A 26,181-nucleotide genomic window follows, 5' to 3' on the forward strand; every position below is an offset into this window, starting at 1 on the left:
ATCGGCCGTATTTAAAATATCGTTTTGATATGTTTAAATAAATGCGTTAAATTGAATTCCTTTGGGAGATCGCGCGATTATGAGGAACAAAAACATAATAAGTGGTTTTTTAAATTAGAAGACGATATTTAGCGAATTTATAGCATATATGCAAGATAACAAAAATGTACAATGGCCGGAAGTTTCAGCGCCGATAGCTGCAACATATCCATATAAAAGACAGATTCATGGTGATACCGTCGTGGATAACTATTACTGGATGATTGACTATTTTAAAAAGGGCCCCAGATCGGAGGCGGTGATCAATTATCTGAACGAAGAAAACGCCTATACCACAGCAATGCTAAAAGATACGGAATCTTTTCAGGAAGATTTATTCCGCGAAATGAAATCCCGCATCAAGGAAAAGGATGTGTCCGTACCTTACTTTAAGAACGGTTACTATTATTACAGCAGAACTGAGGAGGGCTATCAATATTTTAAGTTTTGCCGCAGGAAGGGTAGTTTGGATGCCGACGAAGAATTATTATTGGATATTGACAACCTAGCGGAAGGATATGCCTATTACACTGCTAAGGGGTTTTCAATTAGTCCAGACAATCGTTTGCTAGCTTTTAGTGTGGATACGGTTTCCAGAAGGGAATATACAATATACATCAAAAATCTGGAGTCAGGTGAGATTTACCCTGACCGGATTGCTAATACGGAAGGTACTGCAATCTGGGGGAATGATAACCAGACACTGTTTTATACAGCTAAAAACCCGGTGACATTGCTGAGTGAAAAAATTATGCGGCATTCATTGGGCACGGACGTTTCAGCAGATGTATGTGTTTATGAAGAAAGAGATAATACAAACTACATCGCGGTCGGTAAATCAAAAAATGGTAAATACATTATCATCAGTTCCGAAAGTACCCTATCCTCCGAGATATGGTTGTTGGATGCCGATCTTCCCAATGATGATTTTAAGGTCTTTCAGCCACGCCGGAATGACGTGCTTTATACCGTAGTTCCTTTGGAAGATCGCTTTTTGATACTGACCAATGATGAAGCCATTAACTTCCGGGTGATGCAATGTCCGCTGGACAAAACGGGGCTTGAACATTGGACTACTTTCTTGGCACATCGTCCAGATGTGCTGGTGAGTGACATCGAAGAGTTTAAGTCTTTTTTGGCAATAGCTGAACGAAAAGATGGATTGACTCAGTTGGCGATCTATAATCTGGGCAGTCAGGAGCAGCATTATTTGGATTTTGGAGAGGTGGCCTATACGGTATATCCGGGGATCAATGTCGAATATAATACGGAAAGTCTGCGTTATGGTTATACTTCTTTGGTGACGCCAAGTTCCGTCTACGAATATAACATGCGGGATCGGAGCAAAGTATTGCTAAAGCAGCAGGAAGTTCTGGGCGGCTATGACCGGACAGCCTATAAGACTGAACGTATCTATGCCTCCGTGAGGGATGGTGTAAAAGTGCCTATTTCTCTCGTTTATAAGAAAGGGGCCAAATTAGATGGCACAGCACCGTTATTACAGTATGCCTATGGTTCCTATGGTGCATCGATGGATCCTAGTTTTTCCAGCAATCGCTTGAGTTTATTAGACCGTGGATTTATTTATGCACTGGCACATATCCGTGGTGGCGAAGAAATGGGGCGTCAATGGTATGAGGATGGGAAAATGATGCATAAAATGAATACTTTTAATGATTTTGTGGATTGTGGGCGGCACCTTATTGAACAGGGCTACACTTCTCCGGCCCACCTTTATGCACAGGGAGGAAGCGCAGGTGGATTATTGATGGGGGTTGTTGCGAATATTGCTGCCGCGCAATACCATGGTATAATAGCACAGGTCCCTTTTGTAGATGTTGTGAATACCATGTTGGATGAGACAATACCATTGACGACGAATGAGTATGATGAATGGGGCAATCCCAACGTGTCTGATGCGTATTTTTATATGAAAAGTTATTCACCTTATGAGAATATTGAACCGAAAGAATATCCAAATATGTTGGTTACCACTGGGCTACATGATAGCCAAGTTCAATATTTTGAGCCAGCCAAATGGGTGGCAAAATTACGGACTGCCAAAACGGGTAAGTCTGTTTTGCTCTTGAAAACAGATATGGATTACGGGCACGGCGGCGCTTCGGGAAGATTTGACTATTTGAAGGAGATTGCTCTAGAATATGCTTTTTTGTTTAAACTGGAAGGAATCGACCACTAAATTGAGATAATACGACAACAATAAAAAAGCGGCATTGCCGCTTTTTTATTGTTGAGCATGATTGATGCTGTCCTGCTGTTTTTGTAAACGTTCTTCACGTTCGATTTCTCTGGAATCGATCTGATGTTGTTGATAGTTGTCCATCGCAACTTTGCTCGCTTTCTGCGATACATAGATGGCAAGTATAGCAACCACAGTAATGATTGCGAGTCCCCAGGCATATTTACGTTTGTCCTGTTTGACAAGCCAATACATAAAGACAATATAAGGTACAGCAAAAATAATATAGAAAATTAAACTCGGTGACATGCTATTTTCCTCTAAATGATGTATACAAAAGTATCGTTTTTTGGCCAAAAATAACGAACCCGTGAAAAAAGTCCCCTTATCAATTGATAAAGCCTTAAACCTTTATGGATTTTATTGTCAAATTAATATCGTCTGAAGCCAGGGGATAGACTGGGGATGTCAATAATTAATTGCTTGAAAATGAAGGTTACAAGCCTGTTTTGAGTCCTGATTGTAATTTTTTGATTTTTGCAAAAAATCCATGATAATATTGTGGAAAAGAAAAAAATATTTTTATACATTTGCAACGTCAGAAACAAATTGACAGAGAAATAAAATGAAACAGAGCAAAAAGAACGACTATTCTTATACTCAAACTTTTGAGAAGTTTATGAGGAAGGTGTTTTGTGCTTTCATTTTCGTAGAAATACCTGTTTTACGCTTCCGACGACCCATACTACCTCGGGCTTGATTTGAGGTAGTGAATCTTCCAAACAAGGCCATGATTGTCCGATGGTTTTGAATCCATTATTTTAATTTATTCAGTAACAAAACACGACAGTAGTTGTTGTTTTATTATTAGGGTCGTAAGTCAATGACTATATCAGATTTTTTAATTATTCCGGCTAAACCTGAGCATGCACATTATGCAGAGGTTATTTGCAACGAAATGTTCGAGTCTGCAAAGGCTCGTGGTACTGGTATTGCACGTCGTAAACCAGAGTATGTTGCCAACAAAATGAATGAGGGTAAAGCAGTGATTGCTTTACATAGGGACGGTCGATGGGCAGGTTTTTGTTATATTGAAACTTGGGGCCATGGCGATTACGTTGCAAATTCTGGACTTATAGTCAATCCCGAATTTCGAAAGGTAGGTTTGGCAAAAGCCATTAAGAAAAGGGTATTTGATCTGTCCCGTGAAAAGTATCCCAAAGCAAAGATATTTGGTTTGACCACAGGTTTTGCTGTCATGAAAATTAATTCAGAACTTGGATACGAACCCGTACCTTATTCAGAATTGACGAACGATGATGAATTTTGGAAAGGCTGTCAGAGCTGTGTGAATTATGAAATTTTAATGAGCAAAGACCGTAAGAATTGTATGTGTACGGCCATGCTCTGGGATCCGGAAGAAAAAGAACGTGAGCTGAAAGAAAAGATCCAACGTAAACATGAAGCAAAGGAGCGTTTGGAGAGAATCACACAAAAACAATCCTTGTTAAAACGTATTCAGGCAAAGTTCTGGAAATCGGCCAATAAATTCATTGCGGTCAATTTCCCAAAACATAATAAAGTTGCAAAAGGATTTTAATAACTTTAACAGAAGAAATCGAGTGTCACACATCTTTCTTCGCAAAAATCATACATAACATGTCAACTGGCGTAGTAGCCATTGAAAATAAATAATGAACAGCGATGATACGGTCAGCTTAAGGCTTAAATAGAACCGGATTGGCTGATAATAGTTTCACGGCAAAAAAAACAATTTATCTCAATGAAAAAAGTAGTTTTAGCATTCAGCGGAGGATTAGATACTTCGTTTTGTTGTATTTATCTTTCGCAAGATTTAGGTTTGGAGGTTCATTCCGTAGTCGTAAATACAGGTGGTTTTTCGGATGAAGAATTAAAGACGATTGAAGCACGTGCGTACGCATTAGGCGTAAAATCACATACGGCGATTGACGAAACAGCAGACTATTACCGCGAAACTATTAAATACTTGATCTTTGGTAATGTGCTGAAAAATGCGACTTACCCACTGTCAGTGTCCGCTGAACGCGTATGTCAGGCTACTGCCATTGCAAACTATGCAAAGAAAATCGGTGCTGAATGTGTTGCACATGGTTCTACAGGGGCCGGAAATGATCAGGTACGTTTTGACATGATTTTCCAGACCTTGATCCCAGGGGTTGAGATTATCACACCGATCCGTGATCTGCAGTTATCCCGCGAAGCGGAAATAGAATACCTGAATAAACATGGTGTTGAATATTCTGCCGAAAAAGCTAAATATTCGATCAATAAAGGCCTTTGGGGTACGTCTGTAGGTGGAGCAGAAACATTGACATCCAATCAATATCTACCGGAATCAGCATGGCCAACGCCGGTAACTTCTTCAGAACCTCAACAGATCACAATAGATTTTGAAAAGGGCGAGCCAGTTGCTTTAAACGGAGAGAACATGGCATCTGTGAAAGTCATTCAGGAACTGCAGGCTATTGCACAACCTTATGGTATCGGCCGTGATATTCACGTAGGTGATACAATCATTGGTATCAAAGGTCGTGTAGGTTTTGAAGCCGCAGCTTCAGTGATTTTAATTAAGGCACACCACACCTTGGAAAAACATACGCTGACTAAATGGCAATTATCTTGGAAAGATCAAATCGCTGCTTTCTATGGAAATTATATGCACGAAGGACAAATGCATGATCCTGTCATGCGCGATATTGAAGCATTCTTGCAGTCTTCACAAGAAACTGTAACAGGTCGCGTAATCGTTGAACTACACCCTTATCGTTTTATAGTGATTGGTATTGAATCCGAGCACGATTTAATGTCGAATAAATTTGGTAGCTATGGTGAGATGAATAAAGGTTACACGGGTGACGATGTAAAAGGATTCTCCAAAATTTTTGGAAACCAGACCATTATCTGGCATAAAGTAAATCAAAAATAAAAAATTAGGATACTTCTGTAAGCCATTGGCTTGCAGAAGTAAAGTCTTAATACTCATACTAGCTACTCAATACGAAATATAAATATGATAAAAGTAGGAATCGTTGGTTCAGCAGGATATACGGGCGGAGAATTATTGCGGGTATTGATTTATCATCCTGAAGTAGAGATTGTATTTGCTAATAGTGCGTCTAACGCGGGAAACAAATTATATGAAGTCCACAATGATCTGTTCGGTGATACAGAACTGACTTTCTCTTCTGATTTTCATTCCGATATTGATGTATTGTTCTTATGCGTTGGGCATGGCGATGCACGCAAATTTTTGGATGCGAATCCAGTTGCAGCATCTGTAAAGATTATTGATCTTTCGCAAGATTATCGCCTTCGCGCAAATACCGCTTATCAGGGGCAGCAATTTGTATATGGACTTCCGGAGCTAAATAAGGAAGCGATCAAATCTGCGCAGTATATTGCTAATCCGGGTTGTTTTGCAACAAATATACAATTAGCCCTATTGCCGCTGGCAAGTAAAGGGTTATTACCCGATCAGATTCACGTTAATGCAACAACGGGATCTACCGGTGCCGGACAGAAGCCGGGGGCGACCACACATTTCTCTTGGCGTAACAACAATCTTTCTGCATACAAGTCTTTCGAGCACCAACACCTACAGGAAATTTCGGAGTCGTTGGATCAATTGCAAAATGGATTTTTGCCAGCGTCTGATGATTCGTTATTAGCACGTGCTGCTGAAAGGATAAATTTCGTTCCACAGCGTGGCGATTTTACACGGGGAATTTTCTCGGCAATTTATGTTGATTCTGATTTGACCGAGGAACAAGCGTATGAGTTGTACGAATCGTATTATGCAACACATCCATTTACACACGTTAGCCGGAGTAATATCGACCTCAAACAAGTTGTAAATACCAATAAAAGTATTATTCATTTGGAGAAACATGGAAATAAGTTGCTGATCTTAAATGTGACTGATAATTTGTTGAAAGGAGCATCTGGTCAAGCCGTACAAAATATGAACCTCATGTTCGGATTGAATGAGCGTACGGGATTAAATTTAAAAAGTGTTGGTTTTTAATTGTTTATAGCTTATTCAACACCTGTGTTAACAGACTGTGAATAATCGAAACAGTAAAATCCTGATAAAATTACAGTTGTCAACATAGTTATTAACGCTGTGTGGAAAAGTGAAGAGGGCAACCGCTTCACTTTTTTTATGCCCGACGCCGATTTGTATAAGGATTAATGTGGATACGCTCAATGACTGTTCAGGTATTAGGCTGATTTTAATAGAATATTGAGGTAGTTAGCAGTCGGTTTATGCATTGTATTGTTACCGTATGTTTCTTAACTTAGTGAGTATAAAATCGAGTTTTATTCGATCTTGTTTAGCCAAATCAATGTATCGATAACCAATTTCAAAATGGAAAAAAGACCACGTATAAAACTCATACCGACGCTCGGCGATATCATATTGGAATTAATTGGTTACCTGTCCTTATTCACGTTATGGTATCTGGTTGCTATAAATTATTATAAACTACCTGAAACGATTCCAGTGCATTATAATACTGCAGGAAATGCGGATAGTTTTGGTGGGAAAGAGACTATTTTTGCTTTACCAATTATTGCCACAATACTATTTATAGGAATGACGATCCTAAATCGATTTCCACATACATTTAACTATCCTGTTCGGATAACTGAAGAAAATGCCTTCCGGCAATATGCAAACGCAAGTCGTATGATACGGTACTTGAAATGTATTATTGTAGTTATTTTTGGTGTTATCACGTTCAAGGCGATTCCAAATTCGGCAGGGACTTCTGATGGGTTAGGCGAATGGTTTTTCCCACTGACACTGGGATTTATCTTTATTCCATTGATCTATTATGTTGCACAAGGATTCCGGAAAGCTTAGTACTTCATTACTATACATTCTATGCACTATATTCATTCCATAAGAAATACAAAACCAATCGAGGATCGAATCGCTTATCCATTTAATATTGATTCAATATTGAATTTGAATGAATTGCGGTTTAGATCTCCAGTGACTTTTATTATTGGGGAGAATGGTTCGGGTAAGTCCACTTTGGTGGAGGCTATTGCGATTAATGCTGGTTTCAATCCCGAAGGAGGAACGAAGAACTTTAATTTCCATACGAAGGATTCCCATTCCGAACTTTTTAATGATCTGCAGGTCATAAGAACAGCCTTCCGTGAGCATGATGGCTTTTTCTTACGGGCCGAGAGCTTTTATAATGTAGCGACTGAGGTTGATGAATTGTTCAGTGAAGAGAAAGAGGCAATTTTAAGAGATCCAGATAAAGAAAATGCTCTTTCTGAGCTTTATGGCGGCTCATTGCACGAATGCTCTCATGGGGAGAGTTTTCTTAACTTAATGCATAAACGCTTTTCGGGACGTGGACTGTATCTGCTTGATGAGCCTGAATCAGCACTTTCCATCAATAGCCAATTTCGTTTACTAACGAGAATAAACCAATTGGTCAACAATAAGTCCCAATTTATTATTGCCACCCATTCACCAATTTTGTTGGCCTATCCAGATTCGGAGATTTACACCGTTTCTGAGTTCGGTTTGCAACAGGTGGAATATGAAGAAACGGAACAGTTTAAACTATATAAATATTTTCTGAATAATTATCAGAAGATGGTTACCGAACTCGGTTTGAATGAATAGGCTTTCAATTAAAGAAGTAGCTCTGCTCTTTTTCTTTAATTTATTTGAGATTCACACGGGGCTACGCAGATATCTTTCATAAATCTTTTTAATAGGTTAAATAGCGGGTTGATTATCGCTGCTTTTTTACACAATCGATTGATATACATTTCCTTTCTTTTTCTGTCAATCTAAGCCTTATCTTCATCAAAATAATACAGTTTTTAAGAATCAATATATATTCACGCTTAGATTAGTGTAATTGATATCCTTCAATTCCTATAAAACCCTGGTAGCTTAGGTAACATAAGTAGCCAAGGTAACAGACAATAGATGAAAAAAATTAAACAGATGAAAAGAAAATTCTTTATCAAGCAGCTCTTCATAGGTGCCTTATCTTGCCTTTCATTAGGTGTTGATGCGCAAACCTCTATAAAATCTTATGCCGTTCCGCTCGCAGGAAATGCTTTTATTACTAGTGGACAAAATGATGGAGCAGAAATTTCTGGACGCAATGGATTGGTAAAATGGTCAAGTGATCAAAGCATTGCATCGGTATATTTCAGAACGGAGAAAACGGGGAACCTCGAATTAAGACTCAAAGCAAAAGCTCATGCCGGAAATTCCTCCAAAATAGAGATTTCTGCTTTGGGCAAAAAGAGTTCTTTGGATATCAAAGGGACTGAGTTAGCCGAAACAGCGGCTTTGTCTATTGATGTCAAAACACCGGGCTACGTACAGGTGAATTTAAAAGGATTAAGTAAGTCGGGTGATAGGTTTGCCGATGTAACGGAATTAATGGTTAGTGGAGAAGCTGCAGCTGAAGGCCTTACCTACTCAAATGATCCTGATTATTACTATTGGTCACGTCGCGGCCCTTCCTGTCACTTAAATTATACGATACCAAGTGAAGGGAATGTCAGCTATTATTACAATGAGGTAACTGTACCAAAAGGTGAGGATAAAGTCGGTTCATATTTTATGGCGAATGGCTTTGGAGAGGGATATTTTGGTATACAGGTGAATTCGGAAACCGAACGACGTATTTTATTTTCAGTATGGAGCCCTTTTCATACGGATGACCCGAAAAGTATTCCAGATGAACAAAAAATCCATTTATTGAAGAAAGGAAAAGACGTGCATACAGGAGAATTTGGCAACGAGGGATCCGGAGGGCAGAGTTACCGTAAATATTTCTGGAAAGCGGGTGAAACCTATAAATTCTTGTTGAAAGGCATTCCGGATGGAAAAGGAAATACAGACTATACTGCTTGGTTTTTTGTGCCTGAGGAAAATGCATGGAATGTCATTGCTAGTTTCAAACGTCCGCAAACAAATACATATTTAAAAAGGTTTCATAGTTTCTTAGAGAATTTTAGTCCGAATCAGGGGTATCTAGGAAGACAGGTGGAATTTAAAAATCAATGGGTTTATGACGGGCAATGGCGTGCCGTCCAATCTGCCTCATTTAGTGTCGATAATACTTATCGTGCCCATCAACGGATTGATGCTATGGGTGGAACAACAAAAAATGGCTACTTTTTAAGAAATGGCGGTTTTTTTAATGAGATTGTTAAACCGGGCAGCAAGTTTGAGCTTGTCAATAAAAGGACTGCTCCGAAAATTGATTTTGAGAAATTGCCGTAATGGCTAACTCTGTCTCTAAAGCCAGAGATGTAGCATAACATAACAAAAAGAGTCGCACTTCAATGCGACTCTTTTTGTTATGTTATGACCTATTTATTGCTCAGAGAGTTTAATATCTCGTTCTACTGATACATTATCACCGGTAACGGCATTTCCCTCTTTATCTACCAAGGTTAATTTTACTTTGTTATTTCCCATTGGCAAGCCCTTTATTTCGTAAGGGGCCCATTTATCCAATGTAAATGTCTGTCCGTTGATATCTGCTATCACCTTATTTCCGTCTGGAGCAATACTAGTGTTGACCAAGTAGAAATCCAGAAGTAGATTTTTGGTTTCGTCACCTTTGTATTCCCCTTTTGGACGCGAGTAAAACAAAGACGGTTCTTTAGGGGTTGGCTCCTGTGACAATTTCCCCGTGGCATCTATCTTGAATTTAATCAATTTTGAGGCCTCCGTAGTTTTAATGGATTCATGATAGGACCGGGACAAAAATGAGAGTAAATAGTGCTCTGAATTTAAAGCCAAAGTAACGCTGTGCTCAGGTTTATACAGAGCAGTATAAGGTTTATTATCTAAAATAAAATGGATATGTTGCCCATCGTGCGAGTTGGCTAAATGGGCGGCATGAGCATCTTCTGTCATTTCAGTTAGCTTGAAATTTTTAACAGCATATTTCACGGTAACCTTTGCAGAGTCAGCACCTACTTTTTCGGCGCTTATAGAAGCGATTTCGAGGTGCGCTCCGGGAAATTGTTTTGAATCAGCAATTGGACTAACTGAAATGGAATCCATTTTCTGTGCAGTATTCGTATCGGCATCACCCATTGAATCCTTTTGATCAGCACCTTTATTGGATGAATTATTACATCCGGCGGCTCCGATCAATAATACTAATGCAGCAGTAATGGCTGTAATTCTGTAGTACTTCATAATTTTTCTTATTTAAATTTTTATCGTTCAGCATCTAAAATAACAATAGCTTAGCGTATTTTGTTTGTAATAATGCTACAAAGAGTATAATCTGTTAATGAGAAAACGGTATCTTAAAACAGGAGATCATCTTGTCTATCGTTTTCAAGGGGCTGAAAGAACAGCGTACATAGCCTGTGATTTGAATAAATAAATAGTTTAAAAAAATATTTATATGAGATGTAATAAATAAGAAGTCTGAAATGTCTTGTTTATATAGTATGCAAAAATGGTAAAGGAAATAATATAGCACGTATTTAAAACGAACAAACAAAAATTAGATAAACTGCAGTTTTGTACGATCAAAATCTCAAATCTGGCATCTCAATACTAAATACTAAGAATGAACCAAGAGCAATTTAAAAATACCGTTTTCGTCCATAAGGATAAGCTATTTCGCTTTGCGAAACGGATCTTGGTTGATGATGATGAAGCATTTGATGCGGTTCAAAATGTGATGATGCGTCTATGGCAGGGGAAAGATAAATTGTATCAATATAGGAATTTAGAGGCATTTTGCATGCAGAGCATTAAAAATGAAGCATTGAACCGGATTAAAAAAGCGAAGGTACGTACAGATTTCGCCGAACAGCACCAGATTATTTCAACAACAGAAAATTCAGTTGAAAATACGAAAGAAATCATTTTGGAAATGATCAACTCGCTACCCGAGAAACAACGCCTTGTGATGCACCTACGTGATGTGGAAGATTATGATATTGACGAAATCGGTGAAGTATTGGAAATGGGGGAGTCTGCTGTCAGGCTTAATCTGATGCGGGCCAGGCAGAAAGTAAAGGAGCAGTTGACAAAATTATTTGATTATGAAAGCTTCCGGATTTATTCAAATAAAAAATAGATCCAATAGCTTCATTAACAGTGAAACTCAAAGTTGTAATGATGAAAAACAGAAGATTAGCGGAATTGAAAGAAAAATACTTTGATGGCAAGTCGTCATCGGAGGAAGAAAGGGAGCTGAAAAAATCGGATGAACTGTTCTTTCAGCTATTGGATCAGGAAAAGAATGTGAAAATGGACTGGTCGTTTGAGGATTTTGAAAATCAAGTCAAAGCAGATAAAAAAATCATCAGATGGCGAGACAATATCTGGATAAAATATGCTGCTGCGGCAATTTTTTTGTTCGTGGTTGGATTATCAGTCTATCTGAACCAGAAGCAGCAAGTACAACAGCCTGTACTTGCCCATAAAGAGATCAAAGAACCTCAAAGACCGTCGATGAAAGAGGTGGAGGGAAACAATGAAGCAACAGTTCATTCCGATGTGGTGAAAGTAACACATGGAGACAGGAAACAAAGTACAATGCTGGCGACGAATACTTTGAAGCATTTCAATCAACGCGTGCCATCGAAGAAAATAATGGCGAAAAAGAAGCGGGTTGTCCAGTCTTTACAGCAAACGGAAGATGGTTATCAAGCAGATTATGTGGTATTAAATGGCAAACCTGTTGCTAACGAAGAGGAAGCTGTGGAATTGACCCTTAGGTCATTGGGATTACTGGCAAACAATCTGGAAAATGGAGTAGATAAAGCAATGAATATAAAACAAATGTCAATATCGATTAACTAAAATAATATGAAAGGATTATTAATAGCTTGCCTATTACTTGTAGCAAGTATGGCAAACGCACAGATTTCCAAGTTAGATAAACTTTTCGAGCAATATCAGGGGAAAAAGGGAGTGACCACACTTAAAATTGGAGCTCCTATGTTCAAGTTGTTAGGGAATTTAAAAATTGATGACGAGGATATGCAGACGATTACGCCACTACTCAAGAATGTTAAATCTTTGCGTATGTTGATCGTAGAGGATGGCGAAGATAAAAACTTGACAGGTATCATTCGCGGCGCCGTTTCAAATTTAAAATACGAGGAACTTATGTCGCTCAACAGTGAAGGTCAAGATATTCGATTCATGGTGGAGAATATGTCTGCTAATGCAGATATCCTAAACAATTTGTTGCTTACAATAAATGGAGATGACCAGAATCTATTTATGATTCTGGATGGGGCGATACCTTTGAAAGACGTGACGAACTTGGTCAATGAAGGAAATAACAAAGTGAGTAAGGACAAACAGAATAACAATAAAAAGTAAATATTATGAAACCATCATGATTTATTCACTCAAACTGGAAAGTGAATAAATCTGATAGCTTCATCACAACTGAAAAACAAATTTATACAGATGAAAAGATTACTAACATTGTTATGCCTAATTGGAGTGCTATTTTCATTGCAATCCTGCATCATCAAAAAAGGTTCCAACATGGATTTCGTCAGGGGATCCAATATTTCAAATAATGCAGAGATCGTTGCCATTAATTTGCCGATGTGGTTGACAAAACCATTTATCAAAAAGGCCTTGCAGGACGAGAACGACGAGGATGCAAAGGTCATGGCGGGCATCGTCAAAAAATTGAAAAAATTCAGGATGATGACATTATCAAATAATGATCAGGAAAAGAATGTATTGATTCTGGAAGATTACCATAAGTTTTTAAAGAAGAATAAATTTGAGGAGCTACTGGTGATCAACACTGAGGGGGAGGAGATCTCGATTAATGCGCGCATTGATAAAGATAATGTGATCAGCCGGGTTTCGCTATTGGTCCATGACGAAGGAGATGAAAGTGTATTTATGGATATAAAAGGTAAGTTTTCGCTGGATGAGCTTATCCAGGGATTGAATAAGATAAAATCAAAGGATAAAAAGCTCGCCACCAAATTGGCTGATACCCATACTGTAGTTCAACAGGAACTTTAGCTGAGATAGAGAATCCTGATTAAACAGCATATAAATGCCCCAAAAACTAAAATAGTTTTTGGGGCATTGTTGTAGTATACTTCCTTTTTATGACTCAAAGACGATGTCCAGGGCATCAAAAATATGTTTTTTTGCCGTAGCTAAATCTGCGTCAGTATGTGCAGCGGAAACAAAACCGACTTCATACCCCGAAGGACCGAAATAAACCCCTCTATTTAGTAGTTCGCGATGCATGATTTTGTATGATTCCATGGAAGCGGGATCAATCTCGCTTGCTTTCTTGATATCTTCTTGCTCAGTAAATGCAAACCAGAAAATAGAGGCAACGTGGAATAATTGTACTCGGTAGCCTTTTTCAGCGATATAATCACGCATATCCTGTACGAATGCCGCAGTTTTCGCATTTAAGTTTGTGTAGAAATCATCTTGTGCCAAAATAGTCAAGGCTGCAATACCTGCTGCCATGGCTACAGGGTTCCCTGACAAGGTACCAGCTTGATAAACGGCACCATCAGGTGAGATACAGGCCATAAGTTCTTTGGATGCCCCATAGGCTCCCACTGGCATGCCACCGCCTATGATCTTGCCATAGGTGATAATATCTGGCTGTATTTCGTAATAAGCAGAAGCTCCTTCAAAACCGATCCGGAATCCGGTGATGACCTCATCCATGATTAGCATACTCCCATTTTCTTTTGTGATATCACGGAGGAAATGCATGTATTCTTTGGATTGCATCAATAGACCATTGTTGGCTGGAATACCTTCAATGATCACTGCAGCGATCTGATCTTTAAATTCTGTAAAAGCAGCTTTCAGTGCGTCTTTGTCATTTAACTCGATGACGATTGTTTCATCTGCAAAAGCTTTGGGAACGCCAGCCGAAGAAGTTTCTCCGAAAGTCACCAATCCCGATCCTGCTTTTACCAAAAGCGAATCCGAATGACCATGGTAACATCCGTCAAATTTGATGATCTTATCGCGTTTGGTATATCCTCTTGCCAAGCGGATTGCAGACATCACAGCCTCGGTTCCTGAACTGACAAAGCGGATTTTTTCTATATATTTATTTTTTTCAATAATCAATTCGGCAAGTTGATTTTCCAGAGCAGTAGGTGCACCAAAGCTCAATCCTTTACTTAATTGTGCGGCAACGGCCTCGCGAACTTGATCGTTATTGTGTCCCAAAATCAAAGGACCCCACGAACAGCAGAAATCGATGAACTCATTGCCATCAGCATCCCAAAGATGCGCTTTGTCGCCACGTTCAATAAATAAGGGGGTACCAAATACGGATTTAAAAGCTCGAACGGGAGAGTTTACGCCGCCCGGGAAATATTGTTTTGCTTTTTCAAATAATTCAGCAGATTTTGCTCTTGAAATATCAGGTGCTTGCATAGTCATTATATTTGAATGCGAAGTTATCTTTTTTTACGAAGATAAGTCTCATGGAAACGTAAGGAATCAAGAATTCAGTGGTATTCTTTATTTAAAGGTCGGGGTGTCCTCTTTTTTTCGTAATAATATTTCTTGTTTATTGATCAATAAAGTGATCTCGTTTGTTGAGTTTATTTGAATCTCAAATGGAGTTTTGTTGTCGCTGTATTTTCCAAATAGATTGGGACTAAATAGATAACCACTAAATTTCTGTTGGTTTAATAGCACGAGGCTATCGACTTTCTGGTGTACTGAGGTATTAAGGCTTCCTGCTTTTGCGTTTATAAACGTAAAGAAAGCATCACCATTTTTATTAAATGCTACTGATTTTAATTTTGCGTCTTCGGCGATCCATACACCTTCCAGAAGTGAGTAAATAGGATGCTCATGGGCAGCAGAACCCGACAGTAGAAAACTGCTGATAAGAATACTTTTTAACATAATATGGATGTTTATAATAATCCGTTTGACTCTGCTGGGGTCAGATAGTTTAAAAGTAGTGGACCAAAAAAAGGTTCGAAAAACTTAATTTCGAACCTTTTTTAATATTTACTTTTATCTTTGAGCAATTCGCTGTTTTTAGAGCGACCCCCCCGATCTTATTTGCCTAAATAAAGCCCTTTTCCAAGACTTCTTTTGAGTGGTACGATAAAATCGCTGTTGCGCCCGCGCGTCTGAAGCTTAATAAAGTTTCCAGGATTACACGTTCATCCAACCAGCCATTTTGAATGGCAGCTTTTAACATAGCGTATTCGCCACTGACATTGTACACCGCGATCGGGAGATCAAAATTATCAGCAAGAAGTTTCACAATATCTAAATAGGGAAGTCCCGGTTTAACCATTAGAAAATCCGCACCTTCTTGGGCATCTAGTTGTGCCTCGATAAGTGCTTCTTTTGCATTCGCAGGGTTCATCTGATACGTTTTCTTATCCCCATGTTTTGGAGCTGAGCCCAAGGCATCTCTGAAAGGGCCGTAATAGGCTGATGCATACTTCGCCGTATACGACATTAGAGACACGTTTGTGAAACCATTATGGTCCAATAGCTGACGAATATACCCGATACGTCCGTCCATCATATCCGATGGCGCGATAATATCTGCACCCGACTGCGCGTGTGCGAGTGCCATCTTGCCCAATACTTCCAATGTTTCATCATTTAAGATCTCGCCATTCTCAACAATTCCATCATGACCATCGCTGCTGTAAGGGTCCATTGCTACATCCGTCACAACACAAGCTTCAGGAAAATTTTTCTTGACAGCTTCAATAGCACGCAGATATAAACTGCCATCACGGTAACTCTCCGTCGCGTATTTGTCCTTCAATGATTCTTCAATATTGGGAAATAGGTCGAATGAACGTAGGCCTAATTTGAGGCAGCTCTCCACTTCTTTCAATAAATTATTTATCGAATAGCGGTAGATGCCCGGCATTGATTTAACCTCGGTTTTTTGATTTTGGCCATCTACAATAAAAAGTGGAAAAATCAAATTTGACGCGTCTAAACGTGTCTCTTGAATCATGTCGCGAATCACGGCAGATTTACGATTTCTTCTCGGACGTTGTAACATTATATTTAATTTATTTATGATCCAGTAATCCAGTGTTGTTCAATGACAAAGACTATAAAATTTTTTGCCGACTTCTCAATACTTGATACTAACTACTCAATACTATTAATATTCCAATCCAAATACAGCCTCTGAAAGACCGATCTCATCTGGAGAATATGGAAGTGTATAAGGAACATTCATCTCATCAAACTTGGCCCCGGTTGAACGACCGATGCAGATGACTTTTTGTCCCGGTTCTAAAAGATTGTCCGCAAAATAAGCCTCTACATTACTAGGACTTGTAAATACGAGTACTTCTGCATTGGACGGATCCACATCCTCCTCCAATACGGTTTCATAGACAGGGATATTAATGATTTTTGTTTCTGGGCTTAATGCTTTCTGAATCGTCTCAAGCGATTCCTTTGCACGCGGGATAAGTACTGTTCCACCATTTGCCAATTCGGCAAATTTCTTGGCGATTTCATCCATATTAATACCTTCGCTGTCACCGGAAAAATCCGCTACGCGATCGTACTTACGTAATATTTCTTCCGAACCACGGCCGATAACGCCTATTTTGGTCTTTTTACTTAACCGCGGCTCCAGGTTGAAGAAATGCTCAATCCCGTTTTTGCTTGAAAATATAATCCAATCAACATGCTTTAGGATAAAAGGGTCCAGTTTATTGATGATCGGAAATATCTTGATCAGCGAACGGCCTTCGATAGTGATATTATGTTTGGCCATAGCACGGGCGAAGTAGGAATTTTCGTCTACCTCCCTGGAAATAAAGACAGATTGCGGTAACTTACGATCTTTTGCGTACTTGCTGAAAATACGCTCAGCCAATCTGGTTGGATCGGTATCTCTCAAGTATACACGGTCAGGAAAGTCTTCACTTGTATCGGCAATAGAAGCCCAAGCTTCATATTCATCACCACTTTTGCGGCAATAACATCCGAGTGGTGCATGACATCCAGCGTCAAATTTGTTCAATACCAATCGTTCTACTGCAATGGTTTTAGCGACCTCATTGTTATTTAGTGGTTGCAATGCAGTAAAGAGTTCTTTATCGACTTCACGGATCTGAATAGCTAATACACCTTGTGCCGGAGCAGGGATAATTTCGACCGGTGGAATTTCTTCGACATGAAAGTCTGTGATATCCATTTCGATACGGCTGATACCCGCCTTTGCCAGCACAATAGCATCGTATTGCTCGTCCCGCAGCTTCTGCATTCTTGTTTGGAGGTTACCTCTTAGATCGTCGAATTCCAGGTCTGGGCGTAAAGCCGATATTTGTGCTTTTCTACGGTTGGAAGATGTTCCGACAGTTGCGTTATGTTTTAGCGATAGACGTTTCTTGATATCTACACAATCCTTGTGGATAATCAATAATTCGGAAGGGTCCTCCCGTTCGGAAACAGCCGCAATAATCAATCCCGGCGGATTGATTGTAGGTAAATCTTTGTGTGAATGTACGGCTAAATCGATGGTCCCGTTCAAAAGTTCTTCCTCAAGTTCTTTGGTGAAAAATCCTTTACCTTCCAATTTATCCAAACGGAGATGCTGAATAATATCACCTTGAGTTTTGATGACTTTTAACTCTGCTTCTATACCAATTTCCTGTAATCGGTCTTTCACAAAATTTGCCTGCCACATTGCAAGAACACTTCCCCGGGTGCCAATGATTAGTTTTCTATTCACGTTATTTTACTTTACCTATTAAAATGTGTTTAATACAATTTATTGAAGCAAAAATAAATAAATAGGTGGAATATGTTGACACGTTACTGTCATTATCTAGGAGGAAATGATTGATAAACCGAAAATTAGAACAGCAGTAGGGGCTCCCTTGATAAAAAAATCAATTGCATTACGGTCGCCATTATTGGGGTACAAGTCAGAAAAGGATAAATGTAATTCGTCAGAAATGATTGCAGCGGTAGGATTGCAATTAGTTTTTCTCAATCTCAGGCGTTTTAACCAAGATTTCTTTCGCCATAACCATCGGAACTTTGATATATTTCTTTTCCATATAGTTGATGACTTTTTCAAGAACCTCCCTCGCTTCAGGTGTCAGCGCCTGTACTTCTTGGGCAAAGACCTCGTTTAAGGCAAATGACTTGATTTCTTTGATCTTCTCAGGAACTTCACGCATAGCAACCTCTACGCGTCTCTGTTTGATCAGTGGTAAAAATTCCTGAATATTGTCCTGTATGATTTTTTCAGCACTGTCCAGTTCATTATAACGTTCCTGGATATTTTTCTCCGCAATAGCTTGTAAGCTACTGACTTCAATGTAATGAATCGGGTTGTGTTTGATTACTTCGGCATCAATATCATTTGGAACAGCTAAATCAATGATAATTTTCTTGTCGGTTTCACCATTTAGTAGCGATTGGTACAAGGTATTATCAATGATTGATGTTGGAGCACCTGTACATGTAATCAGAATATCAAAACCTCCTTTGTATTTGTCAATGCTAGCAAGTGGATAAGCCTCAGCATTTAACTCCTCAGCTAATGCTTTTGCGTTTTCAAGCGTGCGGTTAAAAACGACAAATTTGGCTTTTTGATTTTTTTGGAAATATTTTGCTAAGTTCTGGTTTGTTTCGCCTGATCCGACAATAAGGATTCTAGGGTTTTCAACGAGCTTTAATTCACGTAATTTGCGGTAGGCAAGAGAAACAACAGAAATCGGATTTCTGGAAATTTTTGTATAAGTATAAACTTCTTTTGCTGTTTTTACAAGACGATCCATCATTAAACGAAGGAAATCACCTGTAAAACCAGCTTCTCTACAGCGATCATAAGCTCTACGTACCTGCGCCAAGATTTCTTTCTCGCCAACAACAAGGCTTTCGAGCGAACAGGACATCCGAAGCAAATGATGTAAGGCATCCATTCCTTCATATTTGTTGACCTGACCCAAATAACATTGGAGTCGCTCCTGCGGAACACAGAAATTTAATTTTCCCATAAATTCCGCAATAAATTCGTTAGTCAGCTCATGAGCACCATAAAATACAAACTCTACCCGGTTACAAGTACCTATGTAAAAGATCTCTGGAATATCCAGGCTGTGTTTTAAGCTAATGAGGCGACTTTCTAAATCCTCATTGCAGATCACTAGATTACCTAGATCTTTTAATTCGACATGTTTATGAGTAAACGCTAATACTTTAAGATTTTTCAAAGCTCTAATCCCTCGCTTATATTTAACGGTACAAATGTAGCTTAAATGCTTTGTGCTTGTGTCAAAAATCTGTCAAACGCATTAATTTAGAAAGATTTTAAATAGCTTTATTTTATTTTTAATTAGTTGGTTTTTAGTATTTTAAGTATTGTTGTAGAATAGAGTGATTTTCATCACACATCTGTGTGATGAAAATTCCAACCTCTTGAAGGTGTTAAACTATTCATTATTGCCTGTATTTGTTTGTGCTGAGTCTATGGTGATATCTTCCAGTTCCTCTACATAGGGGACTTCTTCATTGGTGGTTGCCTCCTTTATTTCACTGTCAGTATATTGATAATAAGTATCAAATGTTTTAGTCTCTTTATTGTAAATCAATGCATACTTGGAACTTTTGTTTTTGACAATAATTCCGTCAGCTGGGGCGGGCACCAATTTCATCTCATCCATAAAAATCTTTTGTCCCTTTTTGAAGCTATTGATCAAAGGAAGTTCACCGGAATATTCTTTCCAGAAAAGAATATCTCCTTTTGCAGATATAATCCAGATGGCACTACTTTGATAGTCATTTTTTTCCACTAAAAAAGCCATTTCTTTATTCCAATTGTCCGCATCATGACGATCAGTAAAATTACCGTAACAGAATACCGATTTTGCACGGTCCTTTATACGGGTAAATTTATAGATAGGTTTATCACCGGAAGGTTCCAGGTAACTATTTCCCATAAAGATTTTTGTAATGCCTCTCCGGTAACGTAATGGAATATTTTCATATTCGGGGATTGTAAAGATGGCATTGTTCCAATGGGCATAGTCATCAATGGAGCTCCAGCCATCAGCCTCTTCGAGATCTTTTGGATCTGCATTTTCAAATCCGTCCACGGCTGTAGCACTTTCTACAGGCATAGCGTCAAGGTCTTGTCGCTGGACAACATTATAATATCCTCCACCGGCAACTGCGATCAATAACAAGACAATTCCGATAACGATATATATTCTTTTCTTTGATTTTTGTTTTGGCGCCTGTTCTGTCTCAGGTTCTTCAAATGCTCTTTTCATGTTCAATATTTGCCTTAAATTTTAAATCAACTTTTGGGTAAAGACTCTATTTCAGATACTTTTTTTAACTCAATTTCGAAGGGGGCTATTTTGTTCAATTTCGAATGATCTTTTGGATTATTGTTATTTGTCCGGAATGTTATACGAAAATTTCGTTTTAAAATTAGAACAAATTTCCAAAAAATGAAATACAAGTTATATATGTGGCGATATTCAACTTATATTCGTATCAATTTTAAAGTAATTTGAGCCATGGTCATCATCAGGAAGTATTTTGCCATTGTTGGACTAATCATTTGTTTTTTGTCCAGTATGACTCCATTTTTAAAAGTTCCTATCAAGGGTAACTGGAATCTTTATCAGGTGGACGCCTATCTATTTTTTATTACCATGCTGATTCTGGGAATAACAGCATTGTTATTTTTTGTTCGTGCGGTACGCGCCTATCAATGGATGACAAGGCTGTCCGCATGTTGGTATCTAGTCAGTATTACCGCCGTATGGTTTAAAATCAACAATTATTTTGGCTGGGGGTTTGCGGACAAATTGTTGTCCAAATCACTCCACATGCGTTGGGGATGGATTGTCTATTTGATTGGTATCCTGCTATTGCTGTTGAGCACCAAGAAGATTGTGTCAACAAATGAGTGAAGCAAAAAATAAGCTAGATATTTTATCTAGCTTATTTTTTGTTCGGACGATGCGGTATAAAATGCGCCTTTAGTTTATCCAGACCGAGATCCTCTTCAATTTTGTCTAACTCATAAGACCAGATTTTCTCATCCAAAATTTCATGCAGCACTTTCGGATTGGTGAGGTCCACTGGACGTACACGCTGCTCTCTATCGATTGGATTAGTCAGCTCCTGCAAACTGCTACTATGTCTAATGATCTGAAAACGGAATGTCGGCCATTTTCCAACATTGGCGAAGTTTCCTGTATAAAATTGGATAGAATCGTGCGGCGGTATTTTATTGCTAAAAAGGCCTTTCACTTTATTCGCCGTAGCTTCGGAAACTGATACCAATAGCTCATAACTTGTCTCATTGATAATATGTAGTTTGGCCAATCCATCTTTATGATCTCCGGAGATAGCCAGTAAAATTCCTTTTTCGATAAATCGATACGGAGTCAACGGGGCGGCATGCTGATCAAGCTCGTCATCTGCTCTGCGCATATTTCCAAAGACGAGCGTGATCTTGTCCATGGGAACAGGAATTTCAAATCCTGTTTCATCTGTTACTCCGACAATATTGTTCGCTTGCATGGAGGTGATATGTCCTTCAATTGGCTCATCCACAAATCTGACTAAGTCGCCTATTCTAAATTTCATGATTAATTTACTTTTGTATCTATAATATATAATAGTTTTTCAAGATCTGCATGGTCATTGTAGAGGTGGAATCCGACGCGTATACCTGAACCGCGGGGGAAACATTTTATACCTTCATCCATCAGAAGCTGAAAATTTTTGGGGTCGATCTGTATATTGAAAATATTGCTTTGTGGACGTCTATTTATAATAAGATCCAGGAGTAGCCCTCTGCTAACCAGTTCAGCCCGGGCCTGTGTCACCAGATTCTGTGTATACAAGACTGTTTCAGCATAGCCCCATTGTTCCAACTGCAATAAAGACTGTTGTAAGGTTCCGTGAGCTAGGGTATCCAAGTGTCCTGGTTCAAAGCATAACTGTACTACGGATTTATTCATCCATTGGTTGTCGAGGTAACTGTAATTTCTCTGGATATCAGCATAAAGGATTTCTTTAAGTCGATCGTTCAGCAGGATAAAGCCATTTCCGAATCCGGCCATTAGCCATTTGTATCCACTGCTCAATACGGCGTCAAAGCCCGAGGAATTAAAGTCAAATAAATCAGTTCCTAAAAATTGCGTTCCGTCGCCAATGATTAACAAATCAGGATGCTGATGTTTTAATTCCTGTATAAAAGAAAGGTCTATTTTTAAACCGGAGATGTACTGAACTATGGATAGAATAAGTACGTTGGGTCTAAAAGTTGCCATGGCATCCAGAATATTAGCTTCAAGCTGTTCGTCCATGTTGACAAAGCTATGCTCAAACCCACTAATTATTGTTGGGAAATTTACCGAGGGATAATCATTGTCCAAAAGCAGCACCTTATAATGCTTGGGAAGGCCCGCTAATAATGCATTGAAGGCAAAAGAAAAGCAGCTTGACAAAAATACATTGCCCCTAGGACAATTGAAAAACTGCTCTAGTGTATTTCTGCAGGAATCCAACATGGCGCCCTGTTGTTCACGAAGTGATGTGTTGGACTCATGAAACGCTTGATCGCGTTGCGTACGCCATTGCTTTGTTTCACGTGAAAGTAGGCCTGATCCGGGGGTAGTCAAGTAAGTTGTCGCTTCATCAATGTCAAAATATTTACTATAGGGACTGTTCATATCTTGGTTTTTTTGTTAATATTGCTAAATAATCAGGTAAAGAAAGGTATTCACCGCCCATGCTTTCCAAATGAGACGTATGAAATTGACAGTCTATCAATTGTAGGTCTATTTCTTGTGCCAGGTAAATCAGTGCAGCTTTAGAAGCATTAGGTACTTTGGAAAACATGCTCTCCCCACAAAATACACCATTGATCAGCATACCATAGAGCCCACCTACAAGTAATCCATCTTGCCATACTTCCACTGAATGTGCATATCCTATTTCATGCAGTGCTGTATAAGCCTGGATCATGTCTTCTGTGATCCATGTTCCATCTTGATCTTTTCTATTGATAGCGGAGCAATTTTGGATAACTGTGTGAAAGCTGCGGTCTACCGAAATGGAAAAGGTCTTTTTCCGGATACAGGCAGCCATGCTTTTGCTGATCTTAATCTTGGCAGGGTAGATGACGAAGCGTGGATGAGGTGCATACCATAATATCGGTGTATCATCACTAAACCAGGGAAATATACCATTGCTATAAGCCAAAAGTAGTCGGTCAGCCGAAAGGTCACCCCCGATAGCCAATAAACCATCTTCATCAGCGTAGCTCGGATGTGGAAACTCCAGCTTTTTGTTATCCAGTTCAAATACCATCGATCCTTAGATAGGCCAATTTTTAAATTGCGTTATTCTTCTGGTTGACGAGGCTCTTTACTTATTTCTTCAAATAATTTTTCCATGTGCTCCACGTACTCATTGGTGTCATCCAGAAAAAAATCCAATTGTGGGACAATTTTGACTTGATTTTTAATTTTTGATCCCAATTTATAACGTATCTCGGATGTTTTGGTACGTATTGCTTTGATGTCTTCCTGCGCAGTCTTCGTGTTTAAAAAGCTCAAATAAACACGTGCGATAGCCAAATCAGGAGTAACTCGGACACGTGTAACTGTAATGAATGCTCCCGGAGCCCATGCCTTACCTTCCCGTTGAAATAATGCTGCTAGATCTTGTTGAATGACTCCAGCAAAACGTTGCTGTCTCTTGCTTTCTGTTCCCATCGTATACGTTTTATGTTGAATATTCTCAATATGATACACAAAGATAGGTATTTTAGGCTAGAATCACATGCATACCTATCGACTGGGCTTGAGCACCCGTGTATACGAAAAAAGGCACATCTTGGTTTGACGTGCCTTTAAATTTCGATTCACAATTGGTTAGGTAATTTCTTGCAAGTTTTAAGACGTTGGGGTCTATCATATTTGGTTTTTAATCTCGGTGTATTTAAAGTGGTAAGTATTTACTAACCTTACCGGCTTTTATTTTTTCATCTCCCTTACACTACAAACATAGGAATACTTAAAAAACTGACAAAATAACTTTTAAAAATAAAGTGAGTGGTTACTTATAATATGTGTTTATTGCGATTTAACAAACTTTTAACATTTGTTTTTTTTTGTAACACATATTTTTTTATCCTCAAATTCTCCTTTTCACCCTTCTTTTGATTATTGTTCCACCTCGCACAGCTTGGCATTGATATAACCATTTGCAATTGGTATTTTTGCAATGTTAATAAATCAGGTGCATTTGGATCAATAACTTCAATCTATTTAAGATAGAGCATAAATAATGAATAAAGATCGTTTTATGCGTAACAAAGCTGAGTTGTAAATGCTAGATTGCGCCAATTGACAAATAACTTATGACATACAAATAAATATTCTGATGAGCTATGATCAGCTGCAAAATCGAAATGAATATTGGCTCATCGTAATTTCGTTACCATAAAACAATATATAATTAATGAAAATCTGGCAAAAAAATATAGATGTTGATTCGTTTGTAGAATCTTTTACCGTAGGTAATGACCGTGTAATGGACCTACAGCTTGCTGCAGCGGATGTTTTGGGCTCTTTGGCCCATACACGGATGCTAAATAGCATCAGCCTGATGACTGATGAGGATCTTGCTTTGGTACAGAAGGAACTGAAAAATATCTATAAGGAAATTTTAGCGGGGGATTTTCAGATTGAAGATTCGGTCGAAGATGTGCATTCACAGGTTGAGATGTTACTCACACAACGCATCGGCGAGGCCGGAAAAAAAATTCATTCAGGCCGATCCCGAAATGATCAAGTGCTTGTGGACTTAAAACTGTACTTCCGTACAGAGATCCAACATATAATTCAGAATACCGAAGCTTTCTTCAATGAACTGATCCAGCTTAGCGAACGTTATAAACATATTTTGATACCGGGCTACACACATCTTCAGATTGCAATGCCATCATCTTTTGGTTTATGGTTTGGCGCTTATGCGGAAAGTCTGGTTGATGATCTGGAAATGATGAAAGCTGCCTGGAAGGTCTGTAATAAAAATCCATTGGGTTCGGCTGCGGGTTATGGTTCTTCTTTTCCGTTAAATAGAACAATGACCACACAGTTATTGGGATTTGAAGATCTGAATTATAATGTGGTCTATGCGCAGATGGGTAGGGGGAAGACCGAACGGATTTTAGCACAGGGGATGAGTTCTATCGCGGCTACATTAGCAAAGTTTGCGATGGACGTGTGTTTATATATCAATCAGAATTTTGGCTTTATTTCATTCCCGGCCCATTTGACAACAGGGTCGAGTATTATGCCACACAAGAAAAATCCTGACGTTTTTGAACTGATCCGTTCACGTTGTAATAAAATTCAGGCATTGCCGAATGAAATTGCATTGATGACAACGAATCTTCCTTCAGGTTACCATAGGGATCTCCAATTGTTAAAAGAAAATCTATTCCCGGCGTTTAAATCGCTGAATGAATGTCTTGAAATAGCGACTTTCATGCTAGAGAATATTTCCGTAAAGGACAATATCCTTGATGATCCAAAATACGATTACCTCTTCTCCGTCGAGGTGGTAAACAATGAGGTGCTTAAAGGCGTGCCTTTCCGTGAGGCTTACCGGACTATTGGTATTGATATAGACGAAGGACGTTTCAAACCATCGAAAGAGGTTAACCATACACATGAAGGTAGTATCGGAAATCTTTGCAACGATCAGATTCAACGAATGTTTCAGCAGGTAAAAGCGACTTTCGGATTTGAACAAGTAGAAAAGGCCTTGGAAGAATTGGTGAAATAAGACCAATCATCCTGTTCAGTCCGTAAAACTACTTGGTAACAATAGTTGCTGATTGAGACATGCT

General features: G+C 38.8%; 25 protein-coding genes. 13 read left to right on the plus strand and 12 right to left on the minus strand.

Going from position 1 to position 26,181, the window contains the following annotated elements; translation table 11 throughout:
* Positions 1–148 precede the first annotated feature (148 nt).
* Positions 149–2,239: a S9 family peptidase gene (locus D7322_RS12370; RefSeq protein WP_121124504.1), complete on the plus strand. Its 2,091-nt coding sequence runs from the start codon at positions 149–151 to the stop codon at positions 2,237–2,239.
* 45 nt (positions 2,240–2,284) lie between these two features.
* Here D7322_RS12370 and D7322_RS12375 read toward each other — a convergent pair whose 3' ends face one another.
* Positions 2,285–2,548 (minus strand): hypothetical protein, encoded by a 264-nt coding sequence (locus D7322_RS12375; RefSeq protein ID WP_108636160.1) that lies wholly within the window; start codon positions 2,546–2,548, stop codon positions 2,285–2,287.
* Between the two features lie 574 nt (positions 2,549–3,122).
* On the opposite strand from D7322_RS12375, the gene D7322_RS12380 reads away from it, so the two are divergent.
* From D7322_RS12380 to D7322_RS12405, 6 genes are all read left to right on the plus strand, one after another.
* Positions 3,123–3,839 (plus strand): GNAT family N-acetyltransferase, encoded by a 717-nt coding sequence (locus D7322_RS12380; RefSeq protein ID WP_077438076.1) that lies wholly within the window; start codon positions 3,123–3,125, stop codon positions 3,837–3,839.
* A gap of 183 nt (positions 3,840–4,022) precedes the next feature.
* Positions 4,023–5,207 carry an argininosuccinate synthase gene (argG, locus tag D7322_RS12385; protein ID WP_121124505.1) on the plus strand — a complete coding sequence of 395 codons (1,185 nt, stop codon included), beginning with the start codon at positions 4,023–4,025 and terminating at the stop codon, positions 5,205–5,207.
* Between the two features lie 78 nt (positions 5,208–5,285).
* Complete coding sequence (gene argC / locus D7322_RS12390; RefSeq protein ID WP_121124506.1) at positions 5,286–6,305, plus strand: N-acetyl-gamma-glutamyl-phosphate reductase; 1,020 nt, start codon at positions 5,286–5,288, stop codon at positions 6,303–6,305.
* Between the two features lie 345 nt (positions 6,306–6,650).
* The gene (locus tag D7322_RS12395; RefSeq protein ID WP_121124507.1) at positions 6,651–7,148 is read left to right on the plus strand and encodes a DUF1648 domain-containing protein; all 498 of its coding nucleotides are present in this window, start codon (positions 6,651–6,653) and stop codon (positions 7,146–7,148) included.
* A 21-nt stretch (positions 7,149–7,169) separates the two neighbouring features.
* Positions 7,170–7,931, plus strand: a complete 762-nt coding sequence (locus D7322_RS12400) for an AAA family ATPase (protein ID WP_121124508.1) — start codon at positions 7,170–7,172, stop codon at positions 7,929–7,931.
* Between the two features lie 330 nt (positions 7,932–8,261).
* Entirely contained in the window at positions 8,262–9,557 is a 1,296-nt protein-coding gene (locus tag D7322_RS12405) for a DUF3472 domain-containing protein (RefSeq protein ID WP_121124555.1), read from the plus strand.
* 93 nt (positions 9,558–9,650) lie between these two features.
* On the opposite strand, the gene D7322_RS12410 is transcribed toward D7322_RS12405, so the two are convergent.
* Positions 9,651–10,487, minus strand: a complete 837-nt coding sequence (locus D7322_RS12410; RefSeq protein WP_121124509.1) for a hypothetical protein — start codon at positions 10,485–10,487, stop codon at positions 9,651–9,653.
* A gap of 382 nt (positions 10,488–10,869) precedes the next feature.
* Here D7322_RS12410 and D7322_RS12415 point away from each other — a divergent pair, with 382 nt between their 5' ends.
* The 4 genes from D7322_RS12415 to D7322_RS12430 all read left to right on the plus strand — a co-directional run bounded on the left by D7322_RS12415 (position 10,870) and on the right by D7322_RS12430 (position 13,310).
* Positions 10,870–11,385: an RNA polymerase sigma factor gene (locus D7322_RS12415; protein ID WP_121124510.1), complete on the plus strand. Its 516-nt coding sequence runs from the start codon at positions 10,870–10,872 to the stop codon at positions 11,383–11,385.
* A 38-nt stretch (positions 11,386–11,423) separates the two neighbouring features.
* A complete protein-coding gene (locus D7322_RS12420; RefSeq protein ID WP_147430393.1) occupies positions 11,424–12,113 on the plus strand; it encodes a hypothetical protein in 690 nt (229 codons plus the stop codon).
* Positions 12,114–12,119: 6 nt separating this feature from the next.
* Positions 12,120–12,641, plus strand: a complete 522-nt coding sequence (locus D7322_RS12425; RefSeq protein ID WP_121124512.1) for a DUF4252 domain-containing protein — start codon at positions 12,120–12,122, stop codon at positions 12,639–12,641.
* A gap of 90 nt (positions 12,642–12,731) precedes the next feature.
* On the plus strand, positions 12,732–13,310 hold the full coding sequence (locus tag D7322_RS12430) for a DUF4252 domain-containing protein (protein WP_121124513.1): 579 nt from the start codon (positions 12,732–12,734) through the stop codon (positions 13,308–13,310).
* Positions 13,311–13,397: 87 nt separating this feature from the next.
* Here the strand turns inward: D7322_RS12430 and hemL are convergent, their stop codons facing one another.
* The 6 genes from hemL to D7322_RS12460 form a co-directional block, all read right to left on the minus strand.
* Positions 13,398–14,708 carry a glutamate-1-semialdehyde 2,1-aminomutase gene (gene hemL / locus D7322_RS12435; protein ID WP_245971329.1) on the minus strand — a complete coding sequence of 437 codons (1,311 nt, stop codon included), beginning with the start codon at positions 14,706–14,708 and terminating at the stop codon, positions 13,398–13,400.
* A gap of 87 nt (positions 14,709–14,795) precedes the next feature.
* Positions 14,796–15,188 carry a hypothetical protein gene (locus tag D7322_RS12440; RefSeq protein WP_121124515.1) on the minus strand — a complete coding sequence of 131 codons (393 nt, stop codon included), beginning with the start codon at positions 15,186–15,188 and terminating at the stop codon, positions 14,796–14,798.
* Between the two features lie 166 nt (positions 15,189–15,354).
* Positions 15,355–16,323 (minus strand): porphobilinogen synthase, encoded by a 969-nt coding sequence (gene hemB, locus D7322_RS12445; RefSeq protein ID WP_121124516.1) that lies wholly within the window; start codon positions 16,321–16,323, stop codon positions 15,355–15,357.
* Positions 16,324–16,428: 105 nt separating this feature from the next.
* On the minus strand, positions 16,429–18,015 hold the full coding sequence (hemC, locus tag D7322_RS12450; RefSeq protein WP_121124517.1) for a hydroxymethylbilane synthase: 1,587 nt from the start codon (positions 18,013–18,015) through the stop codon (positions 16,429–16,431).
* Positions 18,016–18,265: 250 nt separating this feature from the next.
* Positions 18,266–19,507 (minus strand): glutamyl-tRNA reductase, encoded by a 1,242-nt coding sequence (gene hemA, locus D7322_RS12455; protein WP_121124518.1) that lies wholly within the window; start codon positions 19,505–19,507, stop codon positions 18,266–18,268.
* A 219-nt stretch (positions 19,508–19,726) separates the two neighbouring features.
* Positions 19,727–20,566 (minus strand): flagellar basal body-associated FliL family protein, encoded by an 840-nt coding sequence (locus D7322_RS12460; RefSeq protein ID WP_121124519.1) that lies wholly within the window; start codon positions 20,564–20,566, stop codon positions 19,727–19,729.
* A gap of 312 nt (positions 20,567–20,878) precedes the next feature.
* On the opposite strand from D7322_RS12460, the gene D7322_RS12465 reads away from it, so the two are divergent.
* Positions 20,879–21,217, plus strand: coding sequence for a hypothetical protein (locus D7322_RS12465; protein WP_245971330.1), 339 nt, complete (start codon positions 20,879–20,881; stop codon positions 21,215–21,217).
* A gap of 31 nt (positions 21,218–21,248) precedes the next feature.
* On the opposite strand, the gene D7322_RS12470 is transcribed toward D7322_RS12465, so the two are convergent.
* Genes D7322_RS12470 through rbfA form a run of 4 tightly spaced genes read right to left on the minus strand, consistent with a single transcriptional unit; the run spans position 21,249 to position 24,037 of the window.
* Entirely contained in the window at positions 21,249–21,899 is a 651-nt protein-coding gene (locus D7322_RS12470; protein ID WP_121124521.1) for a hypothetical protein, read from the minus strand.
* A 2-nt stretch (positions 21,900–21,901) separates the two neighbouring features.
* Entirely contained in the window at positions 21,902–22,990 is a 1,089-nt protein-coding gene (locus D7322_RS12475; protein WP_121124522.1) for an aminotransferase class V-fold PLP-dependent enzyme, read from the minus strand.
* Positions 22,974–23,630 carry a leucyl/phenylalanyl-tRNA--protein transferase gene (aat, locus tag D7322_RS12480; protein ID WP_121124523.1) on the minus strand — a complete coding sequence of 219 codons (657 nt, stop codon included), beginning with the start codon at positions 23,628–23,630 and terminating at the stop codon, positions 22,974–22,976. Before aat ends, D7322_RS12475 begins: the two co-directional genes overlap by 17 nt.
* 32 nt (positions 23,631–23,662) lie before the next feature.
* The gene (gene rbfA / locus D7322_RS12485) at positions 23,663–24,037 is read right to left on the minus strand and encodes a 30S ribosome-binding factor RbfA (protein WP_121124524.1); all 375 of its coding nucleotides are present in this window, start codon (positions 24,035–24,037) and stop codon (positions 23,663–23,665) included.
* 748 nt (positions 24,038–24,785) lie between these two features.
* Here rbfA and argH point away from each other — a divergent pair.
* Entirely contained in the window at positions 24,786–26,117 is a 1,332-nt protein-coding gene (gene argH / locus D7322_RS12490) for an argininosuccinate lyase (RefSeq protein ID WP_108636128.1), read from the plus strand.
* The last annotated feature ends 64 nt before the right edge of the window (positions 26,118–26,181 follow it).

Source organism: Sphingobacterium puteale (assembly GCF_003627955.1).
GTDB classification, from domain to species: domain Bacteria; phylum Bacteroidota; class Bacteroidia; order Sphingobacteriales; family Sphingobacteriaceae; genus Sphingobacterium; species Sphingobacterium puteale.